Origin of the sequence: Thermus brockianus (genome assembly GCF_021462505.1) — a bacterium.
Taxonomy (GTDB): Bacteria; Deinococcota; Deinococci; order Deinococcales; family Thermaceae; genus Thermus; species Thermus hydrothermalis.
This window is the reverse complement of record NZ_JAKEDV010000005.1, coordinates 152,913-174,071: the sequence shown is the minus strand read 5'-3', so window position 1 is coordinate 174,071 and position 21,159 is coordinate 152,913. Positions and strand designations below refer to the sequence as shown.

Here is a 21,159-nt window from a genome sequence, read left to right as displayed (position 1 = left end):
GGCATGGAGGCCTTAAAGCTCGGCTACTCCCCTTGCCCCAACGACACCTTCATCTTCTACGCCCTGGTGCACGGCGAGGTGCCAAGCCCCGTGCCCGTGGAGGCGGTCTTGGAGGACGTGGAAACCCTAAACCGCTTTGCCCTAGAGGGGCGGCTTCCCCTCACCAAGCTCTCCTACGCCGCCTACGGCCGGGTGCGGGACCGGTACGTGGCCCTGAGGAGCGGGGGGGCCTTGGGCCGGGGGGTGGGGCCCCTTTTGGTGGCCAAGAGGCCCCTCAAGCGGTTGGAGGGAGCGCGGGTGGCCATCCCCGGGCGGAACACCACGGCCTTTTTGCTCCTTTCCCTTTACGCCGAGGGCTTCCACCCGGTGGAGGTGCGCTACGACCGGATCATGCCCCTGGTGGCCCAAGGCGAGGTGGACGCAGGGCTCATCATCCACGAAAGCCGCTTCACCTACCCCCAGAACGGCCTGGTGAAGCTTTTGGACCTGGGGGAGTGGTGGGAAGGGGAGACGGGCCTGCCCCTGCCCCTGGGGGCCATCCTGGCCCGGCGGGACCTGGGGGAGGACCTCATCCGGGCCCTGGACGAGGCGGTGCGGAGGAGCCTGGAATACGCCTTCGCCCACCCCGAGAAGACCCTGCCCTACCTCAAGGCCCACGCCCAGGAGCTTTCCGAGGAGGTCATCTGGGCCCACGTGCGCACCTACGTGAACCCCTTTAGCCTGGACGTGGGGGAGGAGGGGGAGAAGGCGGTGGAAACGCTCTTCGCCCTGGCGGAGGCCAAGGGGCTTTTGCCGCCCTCCACCTCCCCCCTTTTCCGGTAGACTCGGGGCATGTTCCAGGAACTTCCCCTCGAGGCCCGGCGGGAGCTGGCCCGCATCTTCCTGCCCCTAAGGGTGCGGCGGGGGGCGAGCCTGTACGCCCTAGGGGACGGGGTGGATGGGGTCTATTTGGTGCGGGAAGGGCTTTTCTGGCTGGAGGGCCCCCGTTCGGCCACGGGAGAGGCGGTGAGCCTGGGGGTGGTGGGGCCGGGGGGGCTTTTGGGGGAGGAGGCCCTGGTGGGGGAGAGGCGGCGCACCGCCGGGGCCACGGCCCTCACCTACGCCGAGCTCCTCTTCGCCAAGACGGAGGAGCTCGCCGCCCTAAGGCGTGCCCCGGAAGTGGAAACCTTTTTCCTCAAGGCCCTCTACGGGAGGCTTAAGGCCGCGGAGGAGGCCCTTTGGGCGGCCCGCCACCTCTCCGTGGCCCAGCGCCTGGCCCGCCTCCTCCTCACCCTGGCCCGGGAAGGGGAGGTGGCCCTCTCCCACCAGGACCTGGCCCACATGGTGGGGGCCACCCGGGAAACCGTGACCAAGCTCCTGGGGGAGTGGGCCTTGAAGGGCCTGGTGGACCTGGGCTACCGGCGGGTGGAGCTCCGGGACCCGGAGGCCCTTGCCCGTTTGGCCGAGGCGCTATAGGCTTTAAAGCTATGGAAACCGCCCTTTTGGCCCGCCTCCTGGGCCTGCCCCAAGGGGAGGAGGCCCTTAAGGCGCGCCTCGGCCGGGCGGGCCACCCGGGGCTCGCCGGGGCCCTCAGGGCTTACCTGAAGCGCCTCGGAGCGCCCCAGGAAGCCTTGGCCGCCGTGGAAGGGCTTGCCCGGGGGGCGGTGGTTACGGGGCAGCAGGCGGGGCTTCTGGGAGGCCCCGCCCTCACCTTCTACAAGGCCCACACCGCTTTGCGTCTGGCCGAGGGGGTAGGGGGGGTGGCGGTCTTCTGGGTGGCCTCCCAGGACCACGACGTGGAGGAGGTGCGCCACCTGCACCTTCTTTGGGACGAGGAGGTGCGTACCCTTTCCCTCCCTTTGCCCCCTCTTCCCGCCGGGCGCATCCCCTTGGCCCCTTACCTGGAGGCCCTAAAGGCCTTTCTCGGGCCTTGGGCCAGGGACGAACGGGTGGCTTACGCCCTGGAAGGGCGGACGCTTTCCGAGTTCTTCGCCCGCACCCTCCTCGCCTTCCTGGGCGCGAGGGGCCTCGTCCCCTTTGACCCCATGGCGGAGGAGCTCGCTCCCCTTTTCCTCGAGGCCCTAGAGCGGGAGCTGGCCGAACCCTTGGCCAGCGCCCAGGCCATCAACGAGGAGGCGGAGAGGATCCGGGCCCTGGGGGGGAAGCCCCCCTTGCGGCGGAAGCCTGGGGCCACCAACCTCTTCCTGGAAACCGACGCCCGCCGCCTCCTCTTCTACGAAGGCGGGGCCTTTACCGATGGGGTGCGGCGCTACACGGCCAAGGAGCTTGGGGAGATCGCCCGGCAGGACCCCTCCCGCCTGACCCCGGCCGCAGGCCTAAGGCCCGTCTTCCAGGACCTGGTCCTGCCCACGGCGGGGTTCGTGGTGGGGCCCAACGAGTTCCGCTACGTGGCGGAGCTTTCCCGGGTCTACGCCCTCTATGGCCTCCCCATGCCCGCCCTTTTCCTGAGGCTTCAGGCGGTGGTCCTAGAACCCCCCATCCGGCGTATTCTGGAAAAACACCACCTTTCTCCTTGGGCCTTTTTGGAGAAGGGGGAGGAGGCCTTCTTGGAGGCGGTGCGGGGCGGTTTGGAGGGCTACCGCTCCTTGGAGGAGGAGCTTCGGGGGCTTCTCGCCCGCTTGGAGGCGTTGGAGGCCCAGGCCAGGGCCTTGGAGCCCACCCTGGAGCGCCCCTTCCGCCGCTTCCGGGTGCGGCTTGCGGGGGAGGGGGATAGGCTCTTGCGCAAGCTCCTTAGGGCCCGCATGGGGAGGGATGCGGTGCTCATGGGCCACCTTGAAAGGCTCAAGCGCCACCTTCTGCCCCTCGGGTTGCCCCAGGAGCGGGTCTATCCCTTCGCCATGTACGCCCTGCGGCACCCGGAGGCCCTGGACCGGCTGAAGGAGGCCCCGCCCCAGGGCAAGGCCACCCTGGTCTTGGGGTAGGATAGGGGGAAAGGCTATGGCGCGGTTGGGTCCCTTTATCCTCTTCCTCCTTCTACCCCTTCTCGCCTTCTTCCCCGCCCGGGGGCAAGGGAAGGACCTCCTCCTCCGGGTGCTCCTCCAAGAGGTACCCCAGGGCCAGGCGGTGCGCCTAAGCCTCCCCTCCGGGGAGGTGCGCGCCTCGGCCACGGGGGAGGGGGTGGTGTTGGACGGGCGCCTCCAGCCCTTCTTTGACCTGGACGTGCCCTACTTCGCCCTCGAGGGCCGCCCTTACCGGGGTGGGGTGCGGCTCCTCGCCCAGGGGGGGAGGCTCCTCGTGGTCAACCTGGTCCTCCTGGAGGACTACCTCCTCGGGGTCCTGCCCGGGGAGATGCCGGAGGGCTTCCCCTTGGAGGCCCTGAAGGCCCAGGCGGTCCTGGCCCGCACCTTCGCCGTGAACCGCCTGAACCCCAAGGCCCCCTACGACCTCTGCGCCAGCGAGCTTTGCCAGGTCTATCTGGGCTTCGCCGCCGAGAAGCCCAAGTACGCCCAGGCGGTGGCCGCCACCCGGGGCCAGGTTTTGAGCTACGGGGGTAAGGCCATCTCCGCCCTTTACCACGCCGACTCCGGGGGCATGACCGCGGGGAGCGAGGAGGTGTTCCAAAAGGCCCTCCCCTACCTCCGCCCCCGGCCCGACCCCTACGCCAAGGGTCCCAAGAGCGCCTGGCGGATGACGGTTTCCAAGGAGAGGGCGGAGAAGGCCCTTCGCTCCCTGGGCTACGCCCCTAGGGGGGAGGAGGCCCCCCAGGTCCTGGAGCGTAGCCCCTCGGGCCGGGCCTGGCGGGTGCGCCTTCTGGGGGTGGAGGTCCAGGGCCCCGAGGCGGGGCGGCTTCTCCGCCTCATGGGCCTCCCTTCGGCCTTGGCCGAGTTCCAGGGCTTTGAGGCGGTGGGCCGGGGGGCGGGGCACGGGGTGGGGCTTTCCCAGTGGGGGGCCAAGGGGATGGCGGAGGCGGGCTTTGGCCACCGGGAGATCCTGGGCCACTACTTCCCCGGCACCTTCCTCTCCGAGCTCCTCTTGGCCGGGGTGCCCTAGGTGCTCCTCGCCACCCCCCTAGGCCCCCTTTGGCTTGCCGTTTCCCCCTTGGGGGTGGTCCGCCTCGAGCCCGCCCTCTTCCCCCGGGGGCCGGAGGCAACGGGCCCCTTGGCGGAGCGGGTGCGGGAAAGCCTTGAGGCCTATTTCGCCGGGGAGCGCCCGGATTTTCTGGACATCCCCCTGGACTACACCGGCCTTTCCCCGGCCCGCGTAGGCCTTTACGAGCGGGTTCGCCGCATCCCCTACGGGAAGACCACGAGCTACGGGGCGCTCGCCCGGGAGCTGGGGCTTTCCCCCCGGGCGGTGGGGGCGGCCCTCAGGGCTTCCCCCTACTTCCTCCTGGTCCCCGCCCACCGGGTCATCCACCAGGACGGGCGGCTTGGGGGCTTCGCCGGCCAGGAGGGGCTGAAGCTCTGGCTCCTTCGCTTTGAGGGGGCCCTTTAGACTTCGGTCCAGACCGCCACGGAGAAGGGGGGAAGCTCGGGGCCGCAAAGCCTCCCCCCTTTGGGGGTGCAGAGGGCACCCGAGAGGAGGTCCACCGCCTGGGCTCCCCGGGGCAGGGCCCCGTGCAGGGGGATGTCCTGGGGGAAGGGCTCGGGGGTGGCGTTCACCACCACCAGGTAGGGCCCCCGGGTGAAGGCCAGGTGCCCGTCCACGGCGTAGACCCTGCTGTAGGGGGCGGTGCGGAGTTCGGGGTGCTCCTTGCGCAGGCGGGCAAGCCGCCGCACCGCTTCCCAAAGCTCCCTTCGCCACCTTTCCTCGGCCCACACCATGCCGCCCCGGTTATCCGGGTCCAGCCCCCCTTCCATGCCCACCTCCTCCCCGTAGTAGACCGTGGGGCTTCCCGGGAGGAGGAAGAGGAGGGAGAGGGCGAGCCTGGCCCGCTCCAGGCTTCCCTTGAGGAGGGTGAGGAGGCGGGGGGTGTCGTGGGAGGTGAGGAGGTTCATCTGGGCCCGCACCACCTCCGGGCGGTAGCGGGCGAAGAGGTTTTCCAGGCGGTGGCTAAAGGCCAGGGCCAAGAGGGGTTCTATCCGGCCTAGGCCGCACCTTCCCGCAAGCTCCTGGTCCAGCGCCTCCCCCCCCACGAAGCCTAGGATGGCCCGGGCCAAGGGGTAGTTCATGGTGGCGTCAAACATGTCCCCCTGGAGCCAGAAGTCCGCCTCCTCCCAGATCTCCCCCACGATGTAGGCCTCGGGGTTGGCCCCCTTGACCCGCCTGCGGAAGGCCCGCCAGAACTCGGGGTCTGGGATCTCGTTGGGCACGTCCAGCCGCCAGCCATCGGCCCCGAAGCGGATCCAGTACTCGGCCACGGCGAGGAGATACTCCCGCACCGCTGGGGTTTCCACCTTGAGCTTGGGAAGCTCGGGGTTTCCCCACCAGGCCTCGTAGTTGGGGTTTTGGCTATAGGCGTTTAGGGGAAACCCCTTTACGTAGTACCAGTCCCGGTAGGGGCTATGCTCCCCGTTTTCCAAAAGGTGCTGGAAGGCGAAGAAGCCCCGGCCCGTGTGGTTGAAGACCCCGTCCAGGATCACCCTCATCCCGTGGGCGTGGGCCACCTCGAGGAGGTGGCGCAGGGCGGCGTTCCCGCCCAGGAGGGGGTCTACCTGGAAGTAGTCCACCGTGTGGTAGCGGTGGTTGGCGGTGGAGGCGAAGATGGGGTTTAGGTAGAGGGCCTCTACCCCTAGCTCCGCCAAGTAGGGGATCTTTTCCGCCACCCCCCATAGCGTCCCCCCCTTGAAGCCCCTCAGGGTGGGCGGGGCTTCCCAGGGCTCTAGGGGCCCTGTGGGGGCAGGCTTGCCGGGCGGACCTGCCCGGAAGAAGCGGTCGGGAAAGATTTGATAGAAGAAGGCACCCTCGTACCAGGCCACGGGCCCAAGTGTACCACGGAAGAAAGGTTCCTAGATCACAAAGATCCTTGCCCTGGGCCAAGGGTTCTGGTATCCTCCCGGGGTGAAGGCCATGCGGGGCCGCCTTTTCGTCATGACCGGGGCCAGCGGGGTGGGGAAGGGTACGGTGCGGGCCAAGGTGTTGGAGCGCACCCGCCTCTTCTACTCCATCTCCATGACCACCCGTTCCCCAAGGCCCGGGGAGCGGGACGGGGTGGACTACTACTTCGTGGACCGCCCCACCTTTGAGGCCCTCCTTGCCCAGGACGGCTTTCTGGAGTACGCCGAGTACGTGGGCCACCTCTACGGCACCCCCAGGGCCCCGGTGGAGCGGGCCCTGGCCCGGGGGGAGGACGTCCTCTTGGAGATTGAGGTGCAAGGGGCCTTGCAGGTGCGCAAGAAGGTGCCGGAGGCGGTCCTCATCTTCCTGCTTCCCCCGTCCCTCTCCGAGCTCAAGCGCCGCCTGGTCTACCGGGGAAAGGATAGCCCGGAGAAGATCGCCAAGCGCTTGGCGCAGGCGGAGTGGGAGATCCAAAACGCCCACCTCTTTGACTACGTGGTGGTGAACGATGTCCTGGAGGAGGCGGTGGCGGACTTCTTGGCCATCCTCACCGCCGAAAGGCGGCGCACCCCTCGGATGGCCTGGGCCCTCCAGAAGGCTTTGGAGCGGGACCCGGACCTGGAAAGCGAACTGGACGAGATTCTAAGGAGGAACCATGGCGGAACCGGGCATTGACAAGCTTTTCGGTATGGTGGATTCCAAGTACCGCCTCACCGTGGTGGTGGCCAAGCGGGCGCAACAGCTTTTGCGCCACCGCTTCAAGAACACGGTGTTGGAACCGGAGGAGAGGCCCAAGATGCGGACCCTCGAGGGTCTCTTTGACGACCCTAACCCCGTGACCTGGGCCATGAAGGAGCTCCACACCGGCCGGCTGGTCTTCGGGGAGAACCTGGTCCCCGAGGACCGGCTGCAGAAGGAGATGGAAAAGCTTTACCCCGTGGAAGAGGAGGGCTAGGTGGCCCGGGTCCTGGTGGCGGCGAGCGGAGGGGTGGCGGCCATCAAGGTGCCCCACCTCCTCCGCCTCCTCCGCCAGGCGGGGCACGAGGTGCGGGTCCTCGCCACCCCCCGGGCCTTGGCCTTTGTCACCCCCCTTTCCCTGGCGGTGGCCGCCGGGGGGGAGGTGGCCACGGAGGAGGCTTGGTTCCAACCCCACGGCCGGGCCCTCCACATAGAGCTCGCCCGCTGGGCCGAGGTGGTCCTGGTGGCCCCCGCCACCGCCGACGCCCTGGCCAAGGCGGCCCTGGGCCTGGCGGATGACCTTCTTTCCGCCACCCTCCTCGCCGGGGCCAAGCGGGTGGCCTGGGCCCCGGCCATGAACGAGGCCATGTGGCTCGCTCCCCAGACCCAAGGCCACGTAGAGCGGCTCAAGGCCTTGGGCCACGCCTTCTTCGGCCCCGCCCACGGCCCCCTGGCCGCGGTGGGGGAAGGGGAGGGGTGGGGGCGGATGCTGGAGCCGGAAGCGCTTTTGGAGCGCTTGGAGGCCCTGCTCACCCCCAAGGACCTCCAGGGCCTTAGGCTCGTGGTTTCCGCCGGGCCCACCCGGGAGTATTTGGACCCCGTGCGTTTCCTCTCCAACCCTTCCTCGGGGCGCATGGGATACGCCGTGGCCGAGGCGGCCCGGGATAGGGGGGCGGAGGTGGTCCTGGTGGCGGGGCCCACCGCTCTCCCCGACCCTTGGGGGGTCAAGGTGGTGCGGGTGGAAAGCGCCTTGGAGATGCGGGAGGCCATCCTGGCCCACTACCCTTGGGCCGAGGCAGTGGTCATGGCGGCGGCGGTGGCCGACTACCGCCCCGAGACCACCCTGGCCGACAAGGAGCCCAAGGTGGAGGCGGAACGGGTCCTTCGCCTGGTGCCCAACCCCGACATCCTCAAGGAGCTCGGGGAAAGGAAAGGGGACAGGGTCTTGGTGGGCTTCGCCATGGAAACCCGGGAGGGGTTGGAAAGGGCCCGGGGGAAGCTTGTCCGCAAGAACCTGGACCTCATCGTCCTGAACTGGGTAAACCGGGAGGGGGTGGGGTTTGGGAGCCTGGAAAACGAGGTGGTCCTCCTCCTGAGGGACGGGCGGGTCATAGAGCTTCCCCGGATGCCCAAGCGCCAGGTGGCCCACCGTATACTGGATTTCGTCAAAGAGTTTTGGAAAGCCTAACGGGGTGAGTATGCGCAGCAAGGCCGAGCGGCACCGCGCGATACAGGAGATCGTGAGCCGGGAGGAGATCGGCACCCAGAAGGAGTTGGTGGAGCGCCTGCGGCAGCTAGGCTTTGAGGTGACCCAGGCCACGGTGAGCCGGGATATCGCCGAGCTCCGCCTGGCCCGCATCGCCTTGGGCAAGGGGCGGCACAAGTACGCCCTACCTTCCGTGGAGCTTCCCGAGGACGTTTACGAGGAGCTCAAACGGCAGTTCGGCCTTTTCGTCAAGGACGTGGACCGGGGTGGGAACATCCTGGTGGTGAAGACCGCCGAGGGGCACGCCTCGGGGATCGCCCTCCTCCTAGACCGCCTGAAGCGGGACGAGATCGTGGGCACCTTGGCGGGGGAGGACACCATCCTGGTGGTGGCCCGTACGGAGCCGGAGGCCAAGGCCTTGGAGGAGGAGCTCGGGGAGTTGCTCTTGGCGGGCAGGGCCCTCAAGGGAGGGGCATAGGGCCCAAGGTCCCAAGTGGTTGAACTCTTTCTCAAGTCTTTCCTCACCCTCTTCGTGGTCATGGACCCGGTGGGGCTGGTTCCCGTCTTCTTGGCCTTGGCGGGGGACCGCCCCCCGAAGAAGCAGGCCCAGATCGCCGCCAGGGCGGTGCTGGTGGCGGGGGGGCTTCTCGTGGCCTTTTTCTTCTTCGGAAGGGGGCTTTTGGCGCATCTCGGGATTAGCCTCGAGGCCCTCCGCATCGCCGGGGGCATCCTCCTCTTCCGCATCGCCACCGAAATGGTCTTCGCCCACCACGAACGGGAAACCGAAGAGGAAAAGGACGAGGCCCTGGTCCGGGCGGACATCTCCGTCTTCCCCTTGGCCATCCCCCTTATCGCCGGGCCCGGGGCCTTGGCCAGCGTTCTCATCCTGGGCGGGGAGGCCCGGATGGTGGTGGGGGGGTGGGCGGTGGTCCTCTTTAGCGCCTTTCTGGTGCTCCTTCTGGCCTACCTCTTTTTACGGGCCGCTTCCGGGATACGCCGGGCCCTGGGGCGCACGGGGGTGAACGTGGTGACCCGGGTGCTGGGCCTTCTGCTTGCTGCCCTTGCGGTGCAGTACGTGGCCGACGGGGTTAAGGGCCTCCTTTAGCCCGGTACATGCGGCGGTCCGCCTCCCGCAAAAGGGCCTCCAGGTCCTCGCCTTCCACCTCCACCCCGCCCGCCGCCACCCCGTAGGGGAGGCTTTGCCGCAGCCGGGCGATGAGGGCGGGGATTTCCTCCTGGGAAAGGCCCAGGTGGAGGCTCACGAACTCGTCCCCCCCCACCCGGAAGGCCAGGTCCCGGCGGCGGGAGAGGTTTTTCAGGGCCTGGGCCAGGGCTTTCAAGGCCTGGTCCCCGGCGGCGTGCCCTTCCCGGTCGTTTAGGGTCTTAAGGCCGTTCAGGTCCCAGTAGATGAGGGCCAAGGGCTCTCCCAGGGCCTGGGCCTCGGCGCGGAGCTTGGGGAAGGTTTCTTCTAGCGCCCGGCGGTTTCCCAAGCCCGTGAGGGGGTCGGTGCGGGCCGCCCTTTCCAGGGCCTGGCGCTCCTTCAAGGCCTTGAGGAGGAGGGCGGCTTCCAGGGCGAAGGCCTGGGCCAATTCTAGAGAAAGGGGGGTAAAGGCCTCGGGGTCGCGGAAGTTGTCCAGGTTCATGGCCGCCAGCACCTCGCCCTCGAGGACGATGGGCAGGCCCAAGGTGGCCTGGATTTCCAAGAGGCGGCCGTGCTCAAAAAAGGCGGGCCGGGCCTCCACGGTGCTCAGGCTGGAGAGGTGGCGGATCTCAGGTCCTTTGAGCACCCGGGGGCGGCCCCTGAGCCAGTTGTCCACCCCAAGCCCGTACCAGGCGAGCTCCTCCTCCAAGGAGGTGCGGGCCCCCAGGAGGGCTTCGGAGAAACCCTCCTGGGCCACCAGGTAAAAGTACCCTCCTTCCCGAAGCAAAATGCTCCCCGCTTCCGCCCCGGGCACCGCAGCCACCGCTTCCCGGATCAGGTCCTGCAAAAGCCCCTCGGGCTCCTCGTGCTGCAAAAGCCCCCGCAACACCTTAAGAAGCCCCTTGTAAGCCCGGGCCTGCACCGAGAGGTCCGTGGTTTCCAGGAGAAGGAGGTAGGTCCCCGTGGGGGACGGGAGGCGGGCTACCCGGTAGCTCCTCTCCCCATGGACCAGGGTGTCCCCTTCGGGTAGGGGTAGGTCTTGGGCCAGGGCGTTCCGCTCCACCCTCCCCTCCTGCAGGTGGAAGACCGGGTAGGGGGCTTCCATGGGGTTCATCGCGCCTCCAGGAGGAGCCTGGCGTGGGAGAGGGCGGCCTCGGTGTACTGGCCCGAGAGGAGGCGGGCGAGCTCCCGCACCCTTTCCTCCCCCTCCAGCACCTCCACCCGCACCTCCCCCTCTTCCTTCACCACCTTAAGGTGGCGGTGGGCCCGGGCGGCCACCTGGGGCAGGTGGGTCACCACCAGGACCTGGCGCTTTTCCCCCAGGCGGGCGAGGCGCTCGGCGAGCTTCCAGGCGGTTTCCCCGCCCACCCCGGTGTCCATCTCGTCAAAGACCACCGTGGGGGCCTCGGCCCCGGTGAGGAGGGCGAGGGAGAGGGCGATGCGGGAAAGCTCCCCCCCGCTGGCGGCGGAGAGGGGGGAGAGGGGTAGGCGGGGATGGGCGGCGAAGCGAAAGGCCACCTCCTCCAGGCCAAAGGCCCCGGGCTCGGGCAAGGGGGTGAGGGCCACCTGGAAGCGGGCCTGGGGGAGGCCTAAGGCGGCGAGCTCCTCCTCCATGGCCCGGGCGAGCTTCTTGGCCGCCCCTTGCCGGGCCTGGCTTAGCTCCGCCCCTAGCCGGAGGAGCGTTTCTTCTGCCTTCAGGAGGTCCTTTCGCACCTCAAAAAGGCGTTCCTCACCCCCTTCCAAGGCGGCAAGCTCCGCCTTGGCCCGCTCCCCGTGGGCCAGGACCTCCTCCAGGGTGGGGCCGTACTTGCGCTTGAGGCGCTCCAGGAGGGCGAGGCGTTCCTCCAGTTGGGCCAGGCGGCCAGGGTCGGCCTCGAGGCCCTCCAAGTACGCCTCTAGCTCCCGCGCCACCGCCTCCGCCCCCTCCAGGGCGGCCTCCAGGTCCTTGGCCAGGGCCTCCAGGGCGGGGTCGTACCGCCCCCCCTGGCGAAGCTCCCGCACGGCGTTTTCCCAAGGGGAAAGCCCCTCTTCGGTGAGGAGCGCATAGGCCTTCCCCGCCCGTTCCCGCAAGGTTTCCAGGTGCCGTAGGCGCCGGGCCTCCTCCTCCAGCTCTAGGTCTTCCCCGGGACGGGGCTTGGCCTCTTGGATTTCCCGGAGTTGGAAGCGCAGGAGGTCTTCCCGCTCGCTTTTGGCCCGCAGGGCCTCCTCCAGGGCCTCTTTTTCCTGAAGGAGAGCCTGGTAGCGGGCGTGGGCTTCCCGGTAGGCCTGGAGGTGGCCGGGGGGGAGGAGGGCGTCCAGGAGCTCCCGCTGGCGCCTGGGGGAAAGCAGGGCCAAGGCGGCGTGTTGCGCATGGAGGGAGAGCCAGCGTTCCGCCTCCTCCTGGAGTTCCCTCAGGCTCACCACCTCCCCGTCTATGCGGGGCGTGGAGCGGACCCCCACCCTTCGGGAAAGCACCCGCTCCCCTTCCCCCTGGAAGAAGGCGGTGACCAGGAGGCTATCCCCATAGGGCCCGATAAGCCCCTCGGCCCGCTCCCCCAAAAGGAGGGCCAAGGCGTCCACCAGGAGGCTTTTCCCGGCCCCCGTTTCCCCGGTGAGGACGTTGAGACCGGGGGCGAGCTCCAGGGTGGCCTCGCGGATGGCGGCGAGGTTTTTCACCTCGAGGCGGACGAGCATCTTCTCCCATTGTAAAGGCGTGGGGGTGCTAGGCTAGGGTGATGCGGTCGCGCCCCGTTTCCTTGGCCCGGAGGAGGGCGTAATCGGCTTTGAGCACCCACTCCTCCACCTCCTCTAGCCCATTGGGTGTCTTGCCGCCTGCTATCCCTGCGGAAAGGGTTAAAGGGTAGGGGATAGGTTCCACCTTCTGGGCGCGGAAGCGGGATCGGATCCGCTCCACCACTTCCATGGCTGCCCGCTGGTCTGCGCCGTAGAGAAGCAGGAGAAATTCCTCGCCACCATAGCGCACCGCCACGTCTTCTCGGCGAAGGCTTCCTTGGAGGATGCGGCCTAGGGCCTTGAGCACTTGGTCTCCCACAGCGTGGCCGAAGGCGTCGTTGATGCGCTTGAAGTGGTCAATATCCAGTAGGGCAACGCTTAGGGGATTATGGTAACGCCTGGTTAGGGAAAGGAGCTTGGGGAGCTCTACCTCGAGGCCCCGGCGGTTGAGAAGCCCGGTGAGGGGATCGGTCAGCGCCAAGGTACCCCACTCCACCTGCTTGAGCACTTGGCGAAGCCGCTCGCCTAGGAGAGAGAGCAAGCCTTCGGGAAGAGGTTCTTTAGGAGGTTTTCGGAGGTATAGGTGGGCGGATTCCCCGTTCATAGGTACCTTTAGGCTATAGGGGGTGCGGAGCCCCACAAGCCCTCGCCTGCTGAGGACCTCGAGGCCCACCGCTTCGGGGATCAAGGTGCGGGTGGCTTCCAATGCGCCTATTAGGACTGCTTCGGGGCTAAGGGTTTGGGTGATCCGGGGAGTAAGGCGAGCAAGCTCCCTCAGAAATCGTATCCAGCGCAAGTTCTTTTCTTCCGTGCGCTTCCATTCCAGGTGGTGCGCATAAAGGAGACCCAAAGACCCCACTATCCCCCCGTAGAGGGCCAGTATGCGCATGGCTATTGGAAAATTGTCTACGAAAAAGAGGATGGGATACACAAACAAACCGCTTAAGGCCAAAGCTTGGTAGGTGAAGGAAGGCTCTCCCTGGGGAGTTCTAGCTATCCCAATCGCTAAGAACACGTAACCTAGGGTTCTTAAAAGGTGGAGGGGGTCTCCGGTTTGGCCTTGCGTATAAGGGGAGGCCATACCTTCGGTGAGGAGGAAAAGTAACCCTACGCCCCATAGAGACCTGTCATCGGGTCCTGTATGAAAAAGCGTTTCTAATTTGGGAAGGACCAGGAAGAGAAGCGCGAGGTTCCAAGCAATGTAAAGCGCATTCAAGCCAAGCCCCGCTTGCGCTAGAACCTCTATTCCCAAAAGCCCTAGAGGAAGCAGAAAAAGGGTTATGCGAGGTGGGTGGCCTGGTACTTGTAGGATGCCTAGGGCTAGGCTAACGTAACCCAGAAGAGCGAAAAGGGTTTCTAAGAGAACTCGTTGCGTACTATCTAAGAAAAGTTCCAGGCTTCCCACCGCATCGCTGAAACCAAAAAAGAGGAGGCTAAGACCCCAAAAGGGCTTTCTACGGGTGAGAAGGTATCCTCCAGCAGCTAACCCTACCCAGGGAAGGAGGGTGTGTTCGCTCCAGAATGAAGTGCGAGGCGAAAGACCGAGGATAACGAGAAGCAGAAGGCTCAACCCCAAGTAAGCCACAAGCCCAGTTTAAACCCGGGTGTTCCCTTGGGAGCGGTTATCCGCCCTTGGCAATTGGCAAGGGCTGGACCTCCTCGTGGGTGGTTGCAGGCTTTGGAGGGAGCGGGTAGACTGAACCTCTGGGGCTGATGCCCCTCGTTTTGGGGCCCCATCGTCTAGCGGTCAGGACGCGGCCCTCTCAAGGCCGAAACGGGGGTTCGATTCCCCCTGGGGTCACCACGGGCGGCTAGCTCAGTTGGTCAGAGCGCTCGCCTTACAAGCGAGAGGTCAGAGGTTCAAATCCTCTGCCGCCCACCACCATAAAAAGCCAAAACTCCCCGCCTTGATAGTAGGACGGGGAGTTTCTTTTATAGATCCATTCTGCATCTCTTGGAAGAGATGTCGTTGCTCACGCTTAAGAGAGCATTGTCTTGCGGGCTTTCCCTAACACATCGCCAGGCATACCCGGACGATAGTAGGATCCATTATTGGGTGGGGTGTTGGCGGGGCTTCCCTCAGGGTCCGCGACCCCGCTTTCCAAAGCCGTTGCCTCTCTTTTTAGTCTTTCTTCCATCCTCTCGAGGGCCTCTTGTGCGCAGAAGCACAAGGTGTTCCCGCAATCTCCTTCTTCGGGGGTCTATACCGCTTCCGGGGTGTGGGGGCAAAGTACTTGTCGGGGGCTTCCATCCCGAGTGCCAGTATGTGGCTGCCTTTTTACGCCGGCGAGTTTATCCTGCCCTTCGGGTAAGGTGGTGTATCTTTTAGGAAGGCGTCGCGCGTTTGCTTGAAGAATGTTTGGTCTGTTTGCGCAGGGGAAAGCGAGGAAAGGGGTAGGCGGAGAGGCGAGGTGAGTGTTCTTTCTCTGGGTTCCTTCGTCCGCTATAGGGGGCGGGACTGGGTTTTGGTAGCCCGTCAAGGGGACATTCTTGACTTGCGTCCTCTGATGTCCCGCAGGGATGCTGGGGTATGGGTTCATCTTGGCCTGGTGGAAGCCGTTCAGAAGGTTCTTCCTCACGAAGCGCTCGTACCCTTGGGGTTCCCGAAGGCCCCGCCTAAACCCGTGGGGGGAGACCTTTGCGTTGAACAGGGTGAGGAAAACCTGATTGCGGCTGTAAAGGGCTTTGTTGGAGACCTCGGCACGGGCTTCCTCCGGGGTCCTGACGGAAGGGTTTTGGCCCAAGACCCGGAGGCGCTTTACCGCGACCTCCTGCGCATCGCCTACCGCATTCTTTTCCTCCTAGTGGCGGAGGCACGAGGGGTCCTGGGAGGGAATGAACTCTACCGCCGATCCTTCTCCCCCCACCGCCTCCTGGACCTTTCCACCGACAAGGAGGCCTACACGGAGGATTACGACCTCTGGCTTGGTCTCAAGACCCTGTTCCGGCTCCTGAGGGAGCCGGGACTCCTCGTGGGGACCGAGCCCGCCGCCAAGATCCTGGGCTTGGACGTCCTGAACGGCCACCTTTTTGAGCCCATCCCCCTCGAGGAGGGCCCGTATGCCGTGGACAACCGCCACCTCCTCCAGGCGTTCCACCATCTGGTCTTCTTCCGGGATGGGAAGGAAGGGCTCAAGCGCATCAACTACGCCGCTTTGGACGTGGAGGAACTGGGCTCGGTGTACGAAAGCCTTCTGGACCACACCCCGGTGGTGGAAGGACGAGGGGAAGAGCGCCGCTTCGCCTTCCAGTCGGGTACGCTGAGAAAGCGCACGGGGAGCTACTACACCCCGGAAGCCTTGGTGGACCTGGTCCTCCGGGAGACTTTGGACCCCGTGGTGGAGGAGCGCCTGAAGGCGGCGGGGGACGATCCCAAAGCCCGTGAGGAAGCCCTCCTCTCCCTCAAGATCCTGGACCCCGCTTCGGGGAGCGGGCACTTCCTCCTGGGGGTAGCCCGGAGGCTCGCCCGCCGCCTGGCCCAGGTGCGCACCGGGGAGGAGGAGCCCTCTCCCGAGGCGTACCGCCAGGCGGTGCGGGACGTGGTGGCGAACTGCCTCTACGCTGTGGACCTGAACCCCCTGGCGGTGGAGCTTTGCCGGGTAGCCCTCTGGATGGAAAGCCACGTGCCAGGTAAGCCCCTCACCTTCCTGGACCACCGCGTGAAGTGCGGCAACTCCCTGGTGGGCGTTCTGGATCCCGAGGTGCTGGCGGAGGGGATACCCGAGGAAGCCTTTACCCCCAAGAAAGGGGACGCCAAGGAGGTAGCGGCCTCCCTCAAGAAGGAGAACCGCTGCCAGCGGGAGGGGGAGCAGACCCTCTTTACTCCCCCTAGGGAAAGCGTTCTAAAAGAGGAGCGAGAAAACCTTGTCAAACTCCTTCAAGAGTTCGCCCAGCTCCCCGAGAACTGCCCGCAGGAGGTGGTGGCCAAGGCTCGTTTTTACGAGGCGCTCAGGGAGAAGGATGCCTGGCGAAGGCTCAAGCTCGCCTCGGACCTCTGGACGGCGGCCTTCTTCCAACGGCTTGAGGGCAAGGGCCCCTTCATCACCACGGAAGCGGTGTGGCGGGCCCTGGAGGATGGGGTGGACCCCGCCCTAAGCGAGCTCGCCGAGGAACTTGCAAGGCGCCACCGCTTCTTCCACTGGTGGCTGGAGTTCCCCGAGGTCTTCGCCCAAGGGGGGTTTGACGTGGTGTTGGGGAACCCGCCTTGGACTCGCTTGCGAGAAGAGGAGGGCATGACCCGCTTTCTCAGGGCTTCGGGCCGTTTTCCCTTAACGGGTAAAGGGGCGAACACCTACCAATTTTTTACCGAGCTCGCTCGTTCCTTATGCCGTCCTGGTGGCTTCTGTGGGCTTTTGGTGCCCACCGGTTTGGCCACGGACTCGGGTAGCCTGAGCCTCTTTCGGGATCTGGTGCTAAAGGGAACGCTCCGAACCGTTTATGACTTTGAAAACCGAAAAGGGTTTTTCCCGGAGGTGGATAGCCGTTTTCGGTTTGCCCTGGTGGCCTTTGAGGGGGGAGGGCAAAGCTCTAACGCCAGAAGCAAAGGGGCCAGGATGGCCTTTTTCCTGAAGGAGCCCGAAGAAGCTCGGGATGAAAAGCGTTCTTTGACGCTATCCGCAGAGGATATTGCCCTTTTCAACCCGAACACATGCACGCTTCCCCTCTTCCGCACCCCCCAGGATGCGGAACTCGCCCGCCACCTTTACCGGGTGGCTGGCGTTTTCTATAAGGAGGCGCCTAAAGAAGACCCCTGGAAGATTCGTTTGGGGTTGCTTATGCCTCTAGAACACAATTCTCCCTTCCTGCGCTCCCCGCAAAGCCTGAAGGGGGCAAAGCGGTTTGGTCACCGCTTGGACCTGGAAGGGGAACCCTATGTGCCCTTTTGGGAAGCGAAGATGTTTCACCAGTACAACCATCGCTATGCGGACTACGCCTCGGGGGAGATCCAACCCCTATCGCCTACGGCCCTTTCTGACCCTACGTACTCGGTCACGCCGGCCTACTACCTCCCGGAAGGCTTTGTGGAGGAGCGCCTTTCCCATCTGGAAGGTGCTCGCTTTCCCAGGCGGCGGTGGCTCCTCGCCTTTCGCAACGTGGCTCGCGCCACCGATGAGCGCACGGTGATTTTCACCGTTCTTCCCCGCCTAGGGGTGGGGGGAAAGGCCCCCTTGCTCCTTTCCTCCGAGCCAAGCTTCCGCATCCTCACCCTCCTGGCAAACCTGAATGGTTTGGTGTTGGACTATGCCGCCCGCCAAAAAGTGGGCGCCACGGACTTGAGCTTCCACTACCTCAAGCAGTTCCCCGTCCTCCCCCCCGACCGCTACACGGAAGAGGACCTCCGCTTCCTCGTCCCCCGGGTCCTGGAGCTCGTCTACACCGCCTGGGACTTAGCCCCCTTAGCCCAGGACGTTTGGGAAGAGGCGGACGAAGACCTCCGGGAAGCCATCAGGCGCTGGCGAGAGGAAGCCCCGGCGCACCTGGACAAGCCCCCCGCGTGGCTCGAGGGCCCCTACCCCTTCCCGCCCTTCCAATGGGACGAAGAGAGGCGGGCTAGGCTCCGGGCCGAACTGGACGCCTACTACGCCAGGCTTTACGGCCTAAACCGCAAGCAACTCCGCTACATCCTGGACCCTCAGGACCTCACGGAAGGGGAGCTTAAGGACATCCTTTCCGATTACGAGGAAGTGGAAGACCCCCTGGACGAAGCGGCTTACCGCAAGCGGCGGGAAAGGAGCCGTTTTCCCGGGGAAACCTTCCGGGTGCTCAGGGAAAAGGAGATAAAGCGCTACGGGGAGTACCGCACCCGTAGGCTTGTATTGGAGGCGTGGGAAAGACTCAGCTAAACCTGGCCCGGGGTCTTTTGCGCCTCGAGGCGGCAGGAGGCAGTTGTTTAACCCCCCGGGGTTAGCGCTAGATGCTCTAGCGCTTCACGCAAGGCCTCAATGCCCTTCAAGAACTCCGGGACCTCCACGTGCTCGTAAGGGGTGTGGTCCAGGGTGGAGTCCCCGGGGCCGTAGGCCACCATGGGCACCTTCCAGTGGGGCGCCAGGACGTTCATGTCGCTGGTCCCCGTCTTTAGCTTGAAGACGGGCTTGCCCCCGGCCTTGCGGATGCCCTGGCGCAAGGCCCGGGTCAGGGGGGTGTCCTTGGGGCCCAGGTAGGGCACCTCCCGCCCGAAGAACTCTAGCTCAATGGTGGGGGGGGCGTAGGCCGTGAGGTGGCGGATGGCCTCCTCCGGGGGAAGCCTCGGGGGGAGGCGTAGGTCAAAGAACATCTCCGCCACCTGCTTGAGCTCGGCGGGCTGGATCCGGAAGTCCCGGAGGGTGTACTGCACCTGGTCAAAGGGGCGCTGGCCCACGTTCATGGCCTCGGCCCAGGCCTTGATGGCCACGAAGTAGCTGATGAGCTCCTCGGCGGCGTTGGGCTCGTGGTGGGCGGAGTGGAAGTTGTCCTTTTCCCGCCTCGCCTTCACCAAGAGCCTTCCCTTGTACCCCAGGGTGATGCCCTCCCACCCCGAGGGCTCCCCGATAACCACGTAGTCCGGCTTGAGGCGCGGGGCCACGAAGCGGGCACCCTTGGAGCTCGGTGCCTCCTCCTCCGTGGCCCCCACCAGGTGGACGGTGAGGCGCCTTCTCGCCTCCTCGGAAAGCCCCGCAGCGGCGAAGATCATGGCCACGAAGGGGCCCTTGGCGTCCACCGCCCCGCGGCCGAAGAGCTTGTCCCCCTCTAGCCGCACGGGCACCACCCCGGGCACGGTGTCAATGTGCCCCAGGAGGACCACCTGGACGGGGCCTTCCCCTATCTGGCCCCGGGCGTTGTCCGCCTCGTCCACGAACCCCTTGAGCCCGAGCCTTTCCATCCCCTCCGCCAGGTATTCCGCCACCAACCGCTCCTGGCCGGAGGGGGAGGGGATCTCCAGGGCCCCCTTGAGGAACTCCACGGGGTCTAAGGCCATCATGCCAGGACTTCGCGCACCGCCTCCACCACCCTTTCCAGGTCCTCCTTCTCAATGACGAGGGGCGGCAGGAAGCGGATCACCGTGGGCCCTGCCTGGAGGGTGAGGATGCGGTGCTCCTTCTCCAGGCGCTCAATGTAGGGGGCCGCCTTCTCCTTAAGCTCCAGGCCCACCATGAGGCCCAGGCCCCGCACCTCCCGGATCTTGGGGGAGGGGATCTCCCTAAGCTTTTCCATGAACCAGGGGCCAAGCTCCGCCGCCCGCTCCCAAAGCCGCGTGCGCTCCAGGTAGCGCAGGGCCGCTACCCCGGCGGCCATGGCCAGGGGGTTGCCGCCAAAGGTGGTGCCGTGGCCGCCCTTGGGCATGCTCTTCGCCACCTCCTCCCGCATCACCGCCACGCCCAAGGGCACCCCGCCCCCGATGGCCTTGGCCAGGGTGAGGATGTCGGGCACGATCCCGTAGTGCTCAAAGGCGAAGCGCTTGCCCGTGCGGCCCATGCCGGTCTGGATCTCGTCCAGGATGAGGAGGGCGCCCTTTTCCTGGGTAATCTCCCGCGCCGCTTGGAGGAACTCCCTCGTGGCCGGGCGCACTCCCCCTTCCCCTTGCACGGGCTCGAGGATGACCGCCGCCGTTTCCTCGTCCACCGCCTGCCTAAGCGCCTCCACGTCGTTGTAGGGGACGAAGGCCACGGGCTCCACCAGGGGCAGGAAGGGCTCCCGGTACTTGGGCTCCCAGGTGACGGAGAGGCTTCCCATGGTCCTTCCGGAGAAGCCCCGCATGGCGGCCACGAACTTCTTCCGCCCCGTGTGGGCCCGGGCAAACTTGAGGGCCGCCTCGTTGGCCTCGGTGCCGGAGTTCACCGGGAAGACCCGGTTGAGCTCAGGGGGGAGGAGGGCGACCAGGGTGCGGTAGAACTCCCCCCGCATGGGGGTGGGGAGGGTCTGGGGCATGCTCATGAGGGTTTCCGCCTGCCGCTTCACCGCCTCCACCACCTCGGGGTTGCTGTGGCCTAGGTTGGCCACCCCGTAGCCGCCCACGCAGTCTATGTAGGCGTTGCCCTCGGCGTCCCACACCTTGGCTCCCTGGCCCCGGACCAGGAGGAGGCGGTGCTTGGTGTAGACCCCGGTGTCCAGGGTGAGCTCGGCTTCCAGAAGCGCCTGCCAGTCCTCTTTCACCATACGTGCCCCCCGCAAAGAAAAGCTCCCGGGGCGGGCCCGGGAAGCCAGGCTTCCCAGGCCCCGTTAGGTTTTGCCCCGGGCGGCCATCTCTCTTCCAGGGTAGGGGGCTTGCCCCCCGGTGTCAACGGGATAGACTTGGGGGCGTGCTGGCCTACGTGGGGCTGGGTTCCAACCTGGGGGACCGGGCGGGCTACCTCTTGGCCGCCGTGTCCCTCCTCTCCCGCCTGCCCAAGACCCGTCTTCTCCGCCTTTCTCCCGTGTACGAGACGGCGCCCGTGGGCCCCCCGCAACCCCCCTATTTGAACCTGGTGGCGGAGTTGGACACGGGTTTGGACCCCAGGGAGCTCCTCCAGGCCCTCCTGGAGGTGGAAAGGGCCCTGGGCCGGGAGCGCAAGGAGCGCTGGGGCCCGAGGACCATTGACCTGGACCTCCTCCTCTACGGGGATCTGGTCCTGGAGGAGGAAGGGCTTCAGGTGCCTCACCCGAGGCTCCACGAGCGGGCCTTCGTCTTGGTGCCCCTTCTGGACCTCCTCCCCGAGGGGCGGCACCCGGTGCTGGGGGTACGCTTCGCCGAGCTCTTGGCGGCCCTTGACGCCTCCGGGGTTTCGCCCCTTGTGCTATAGTGGGGGCATCGCGGGCAGGACCGCGCGAGGAGAAGGAAAGTGGAGATAGAAGCGGGAAGCATCGTGGAAGGCCGCGTGGTGCGGGTGACGGATTTTGGCGCCTTTGTGGAGCTGCCGGGCGGGGAGCAGGGGCTCGTGCACATCTCCCAGATCGCCCACGAGTTCGTGAAGAACGTCCGGGATTTCCTCAACGAGGGGGACATCGTGCAGGTGATGGTGAAGGGCCGGGACGCCAAGGGGCGGCTGGACCTTTCCATCAAGGACCTGACCCCGGCCCCCGAGGGGGCGCCCCCGCCCCGGCCCAGGCGGCTCCCAAAGCAGTCCCCGGAGTTTGAGAACAAGCTCAAGAGCTTCCTCCGGGGTACCGGGGGGTTCGGCGGCGGGAAGGGCAAGAAGGGCGGCCGCAAGAAGCGTTAGCGCCCAAACGGGGCCCCGGGGGGTTTATCCCT

Annotated in this window: 19 protein-coding genes and 2 tRNA genes; 15 read left to right on the top strand and 6 right to left on the bottom strand. The window is 66.2% G+C overall.

What is annotated here, in order from left to right:
* The first annotated feature begins 3 nt into the window (after nt 1–3).
* From LXN00_RS07975 to LXN00_RS07955, 5 genes are read left to right on the top strand one after another with little or no spacing between them, the layout of a single operon-like run.
* The gene (locus LXN00_RS07975) at nt 4–822 is read left to right on the top strand and encodes a menaquinone biosynthesis family protein (RefSeq protein WP_234507118.1); all 819 of its coding nucleotides are present in this window, start codon (nt 4–6) and stop codon (nt 820–822) included.
* Nucleotides 823–831: 9 nt separating this feature from the next.
* A complete protein-coding gene (locus LXN00_RS07970) occupies nt 832–1,455 on the top strand; it encodes a Crp/Fnr family transcriptional regulator (RefSeq protein ID WP_234507116.1) in 624 nt (207 codons plus the stop codon).
* Between the two features lie 11 nt (nt 1,456–1,466).
* Nucleotides 1,467–2,921, top strand: coding sequence for a bacillithiol biosynthesis cysteine-adding enzyme BshC (gene bshC, locus LXN00_RS07965; RefSeq protein WP_234507113.1), 1,455 nt, complete (start codon nt 1,467–1,469; stop codon nt 2,919–2,921).
* A 16-nt stretch (nt 2,922–2,937) separates the two neighbouring features.
* Entirely contained in the window at nt 2,938–3,990 is a 1,053-nt protein-coding gene (locus LXN00_RS07960; protein ID WP_234507111.1) for a SpoIID/LytB domain-containing protein, read from the top strand.
* Entirely contained in the window at nt 3,991–4,434 is a 444-nt protein-coding gene (locus tag LXN00_RS07955; RefSeq protein WP_234507109.1) for a methylated-DNA--[protein]-cysteine S-methyltransferase, read from the top strand.
* Here LXN00_RS07955 and LXN00_RS07950 read toward each other — a convergent pair.
* Nucleotides 4,431–5,858: an alpha-amylase family glycosyl hydrolase gene (locus LXN00_RS07950; protein ID WP_234507107.1), complete on the bottom strand. Its 1,428-nt coding sequence runs from the start codon at nt 5,856–5,858 to the stop codon at nt 4,431–4,433. The two genes, LXN00_RS07955 and LXN00_RS07950, sit on opposite strands and share 4 nt — an antisense overlap.
* A gap of 91 nt (nt 5,859–5,949) precedes the next feature.
* Here LXN00_RS07950 and gmk point away from each other — a divergent pair, with 91 nt between their 5' ends.
* The 5 genes from gmk to LXN00_RS07925 are packed head-to-tail and all read left to right on the top strand — an operon-like array spanning nt 5,950 to nt 9,206.
* Complete coding sequence (gene gmk / locus LXN00_RS07945) at nt 5,950–6,612, top strand: guanylate kinase (protein WP_234507187.1); 663 nt, start codon at nt 5,950–5,952, stop codon at nt 6,610–6,612.
* Entirely contained in the window at nt 6,593–6,892 is a 300-nt protein-coding gene (gene rpoZ, locus LXN00_RS07940; RefSeq protein ID WP_234507105.1) for a DNA-directed RNA polymerase subunit omega, read from the top strand. The genes gmk and rpoZ overlap by 20 nt, the downstream gene beginning before the upstream one ends.
* Entirely contained in the window at nt 6,893–8,083 is a 1,191-nt protein-coding gene (gene coaBC / locus LXN00_RS07935; protein ID WP_234507103.1) for a bifunctional phosphopantothenoylcysteine decarboxylase/phosphopantothenate--cysteine ligase CoaBC, read from the top strand.
* A 10-nt stretch (nt 8,084–8,093) separates the two neighbouring features.
* Complete coding sequence (gene argR, locus LXN00_RS07930) at nt 8,094–8,579, top strand: arginine repressor (protein ID WP_234507101.1); 486 nt, start codon at nt 8,094–8,096, stop codon at nt 8,577–8,579.
* Nucleotides 8,580–8,594: 15 nt separating this feature from the next.
* On the top strand, nt 8,595–9,206 hold the full coding sequence (locus LXN00_RS07925) for a MarC family protein (RefSeq protein ID WP_234507099.1): 612 nt from the start codon (nt 8,595–8,597) through the stop codon (nt 9,204–9,206).
* On the opposite strand, the gene LXN00_RS07920 is transcribed toward LXN00_RS07925, so the two are convergent.
* From LXN00_RS07920 to LXN00_RS12730, 3 genes are read right to left on the bottom strand one after another with little or no spacing between them, the layout of a single operon-like run.
* Complete coding sequence (locus LXN00_RS07920; protein ID WP_234507098.1) at nt 9,190–10,356, bottom strand: sensor domain-containing diguanylate cyclase; 1,167 nt, start codon at nt 10,354–10,356, stop codon at nt 9,190–9,192. The two genes, LXN00_RS07925 and LXN00_RS07920, sit on opposite strands and share 17 nt — an antisense overlap.
* On the bottom strand, nt 10,353–11,915 hold the full coding sequence (locus LXN00_RS07915) for a DNA repair protein RecN (protein WP_234507096.1): 1,563 nt from the start codon (nt 11,913–11,915) through the stop codon (nt 10,353–10,355). The genes LXN00_RS07920 and LXN00_RS07915 overlap by 4 nt, the downstream gene beginning before the upstream one ends.
* Nucleotides 11,916–11,943: 28 nt before the next feature.
* Nucleotides 11,944–12,843 (bottom strand): GGDEF domain-containing protein, encoded by a 900-nt coding sequence (locus LXN00_RS12730; protein ID WP_326491133.1) that lies wholly within the window; start codon nt 12,841–12,843, stop codon nt 11,944–11,946.
* Nucleotides 12,844–13,683: 840 nt separating this feature from the next.
* On the opposite strand from LXN00_RS12730, the gene LXN00_RS07905 reads away from it, so the two are divergent.
* From LXN00_RS07905 to LXN00_RS07895, 3 genes are all read left to right on the top strand, one after another.
* A tRNA-Glu gene (locus tag LXN00_RS07905) sits at nt 13,684–13,758 on the top strand.
* Nucleotide 13,759: 1 nt separating this feature from the next.
* Nucleotides 13,760–13,836 (top strand) — tRNA-Val (locus tag LXN00_RS07900).
* 853 nt (nt 13,837–14,689) lie between these two features.
* On the top strand, nt 14,690–17,797 hold the full coding sequence (locus tag LXN00_RS07895) for an Eco57I restriction-modification methylase domain-containing protein (RefSeq protein ID WP_234507092.1): 3,108 nt from the start codon (nt 14,690–14,692) through the stop codon (nt 17,795–17,797).
* Between the two features lie 47 nt (nt 17,798–17,844).
* Here the strand turns inward: LXN00_RS07895 and LXN00_RS07890 are convergent, their stop codons facing one another.
* Both LXN00_RS07890 and lysJ read right to left on the bottom strand, forming a co-directional pair.
* Nucleotides 17,845–18,912: a [LysW]-lysine hydrolase gene (locus LXN00_RS07890; RefSeq protein ID WP_234507090.1), complete on the bottom strand. Its 1,068-nt coding sequence runs from the start codon at nt 18,910–18,912 to the stop codon at nt 17,845–17,847.
* Nucleotides 18,909–20,087: a [LysW]-aminoadipate semialdehyde transaminase LysJ gene (gene lysJ / locus LXN00_RS07885; RefSeq protein ID WP_234507088.1), complete on the bottom strand. Its 1,179-nt coding sequence runs from the start codon at nt 20,085–20,087 to the stop codon at nt 18,909–18,911. The genes LXN00_RS07890 and lysJ overlap by 4 nt, the downstream gene beginning before the upstream one ends.
* Nucleotides 20,088–20,230: 143 nt before the next feature.
* Between lysJ and folK the strand changes: the two genes are divergently transcribed.
* Both folK and LXN00_RS07875 read left to right on the top strand, forming a co-directional pair.
* The gene (folK, locus tag LXN00_RS07880; RefSeq protein WP_234507086.1) at nt 20,231–20,710 is read left to right on the top strand and encodes a 2-amino-4-hydroxy-6-hydroxymethyldihydropteridine diphosphokinase; all 480 of its coding nucleotides are present in this window, start codon (nt 20,231–20,233) and stop codon (nt 20,708–20,710) included.
* Between the two features lie 39 nt (nt 20,711–20,749).
* Nucleotides 20,750–21,127 (top strand): S1 RNA-binding domain-containing protein, encoded by a 378-nt coding sequence (locus LXN00_RS07875; RefSeq protein ID WP_234507084.1) that lies wholly within the window; start codon nt 20,750–20,752, stop codon nt 21,125–21,127.
* Nucleotides 21,128–21,159: the final 32 nt, after the last annotated feature.

Excerpts from the sequence above, each read along its gene's own strand:
- gmk (WP_234507187.1), top strand. The coding sequence starts at position 5,950 with ATGCGGGGCCGCCTTTTCGTCATGACCGGGGCCAGCGGGGTGGGGAAG.
- rpoZ (WP_234507105.1), top strand. The coding sequence starts at position 6,593 with ATGGCGGAACCGGGCATTGACAAGCTTTTCGGTATGGTGGATTCCAAG.
- LXN00_RS07890 (WP_234507090.1), bottom strand. The coding sequence starts at position 18,912 with ATGATGGCCTTAGACCCCGTGGAGTTCCTCAAGGGGGCCCTGGAGATC.
- lysJ (WP_234507088.1), bottom strand. The coding sequence starts at position 20,087 with ATGGTGAAAGAGGACTGGCAGGCGCTTCTGGAAGCCGAGCTCACCCTG.
- bshC (WP_234507113.1), top strand. The coding sequence starts at position 1,467 with ATGGAAACCGCCCTTTTGGCCCGCCTCCTGGGCCTGCCCCAAGGGGAG.
- LXN00_RS07920 (WP_234507098.1), bottom strand. The coding sequence starts at position 10,356 with ATGAACCCCATGGAAGCCCCCTACCCGGTCTTCCACCTGCAGGAGGGG.
- LXN00_RS12730 (WP_326491133.1), bottom strand. The coding sequence starts at position 12,843 with ATGCGCATACTGGCCCTCTACGGGGGGATAGTGGGGTCTTTGGGTCTC.
- argR (WP_234507101.1), top strand. The coding sequence starts at position 8,094 with ATGCGCAGCAAGGCCGAGCGGCACCGCGCGATACAGGAGATCGTGAGC.
- LXN00_RS07915 (WP_234507096.1), bottom strand. The coding sequence starts at position 11,915 with ATGCTCGTCCGCCTCGAGGTGAAAAACCTCGCCGCCATCCGCGAGGCC.
- LXN00_RS07970 (WP_234507116.1), top strand. The coding sequence starts at position 832 with ATGTTCCAGGAACTTCCCCTCGAGGCCCGGCGGGAGCTGGCCCGCATC.
- LXN00_RS07975 (WP_234507118.1), top strand. The coding sequence starts at position 4 with ATGGAGGCCTTAAAGCTCGGCTACTCCCCTTGCCCCAACGACACCTTC.
- LXN00_RS07960 (WP_234507111.1), top strand. The coding sequence starts at position 2,938 with ATGGCGCGGTTGGGTCCCTTTATCCTCTTCCTCCTTCTACCCCTTCTC.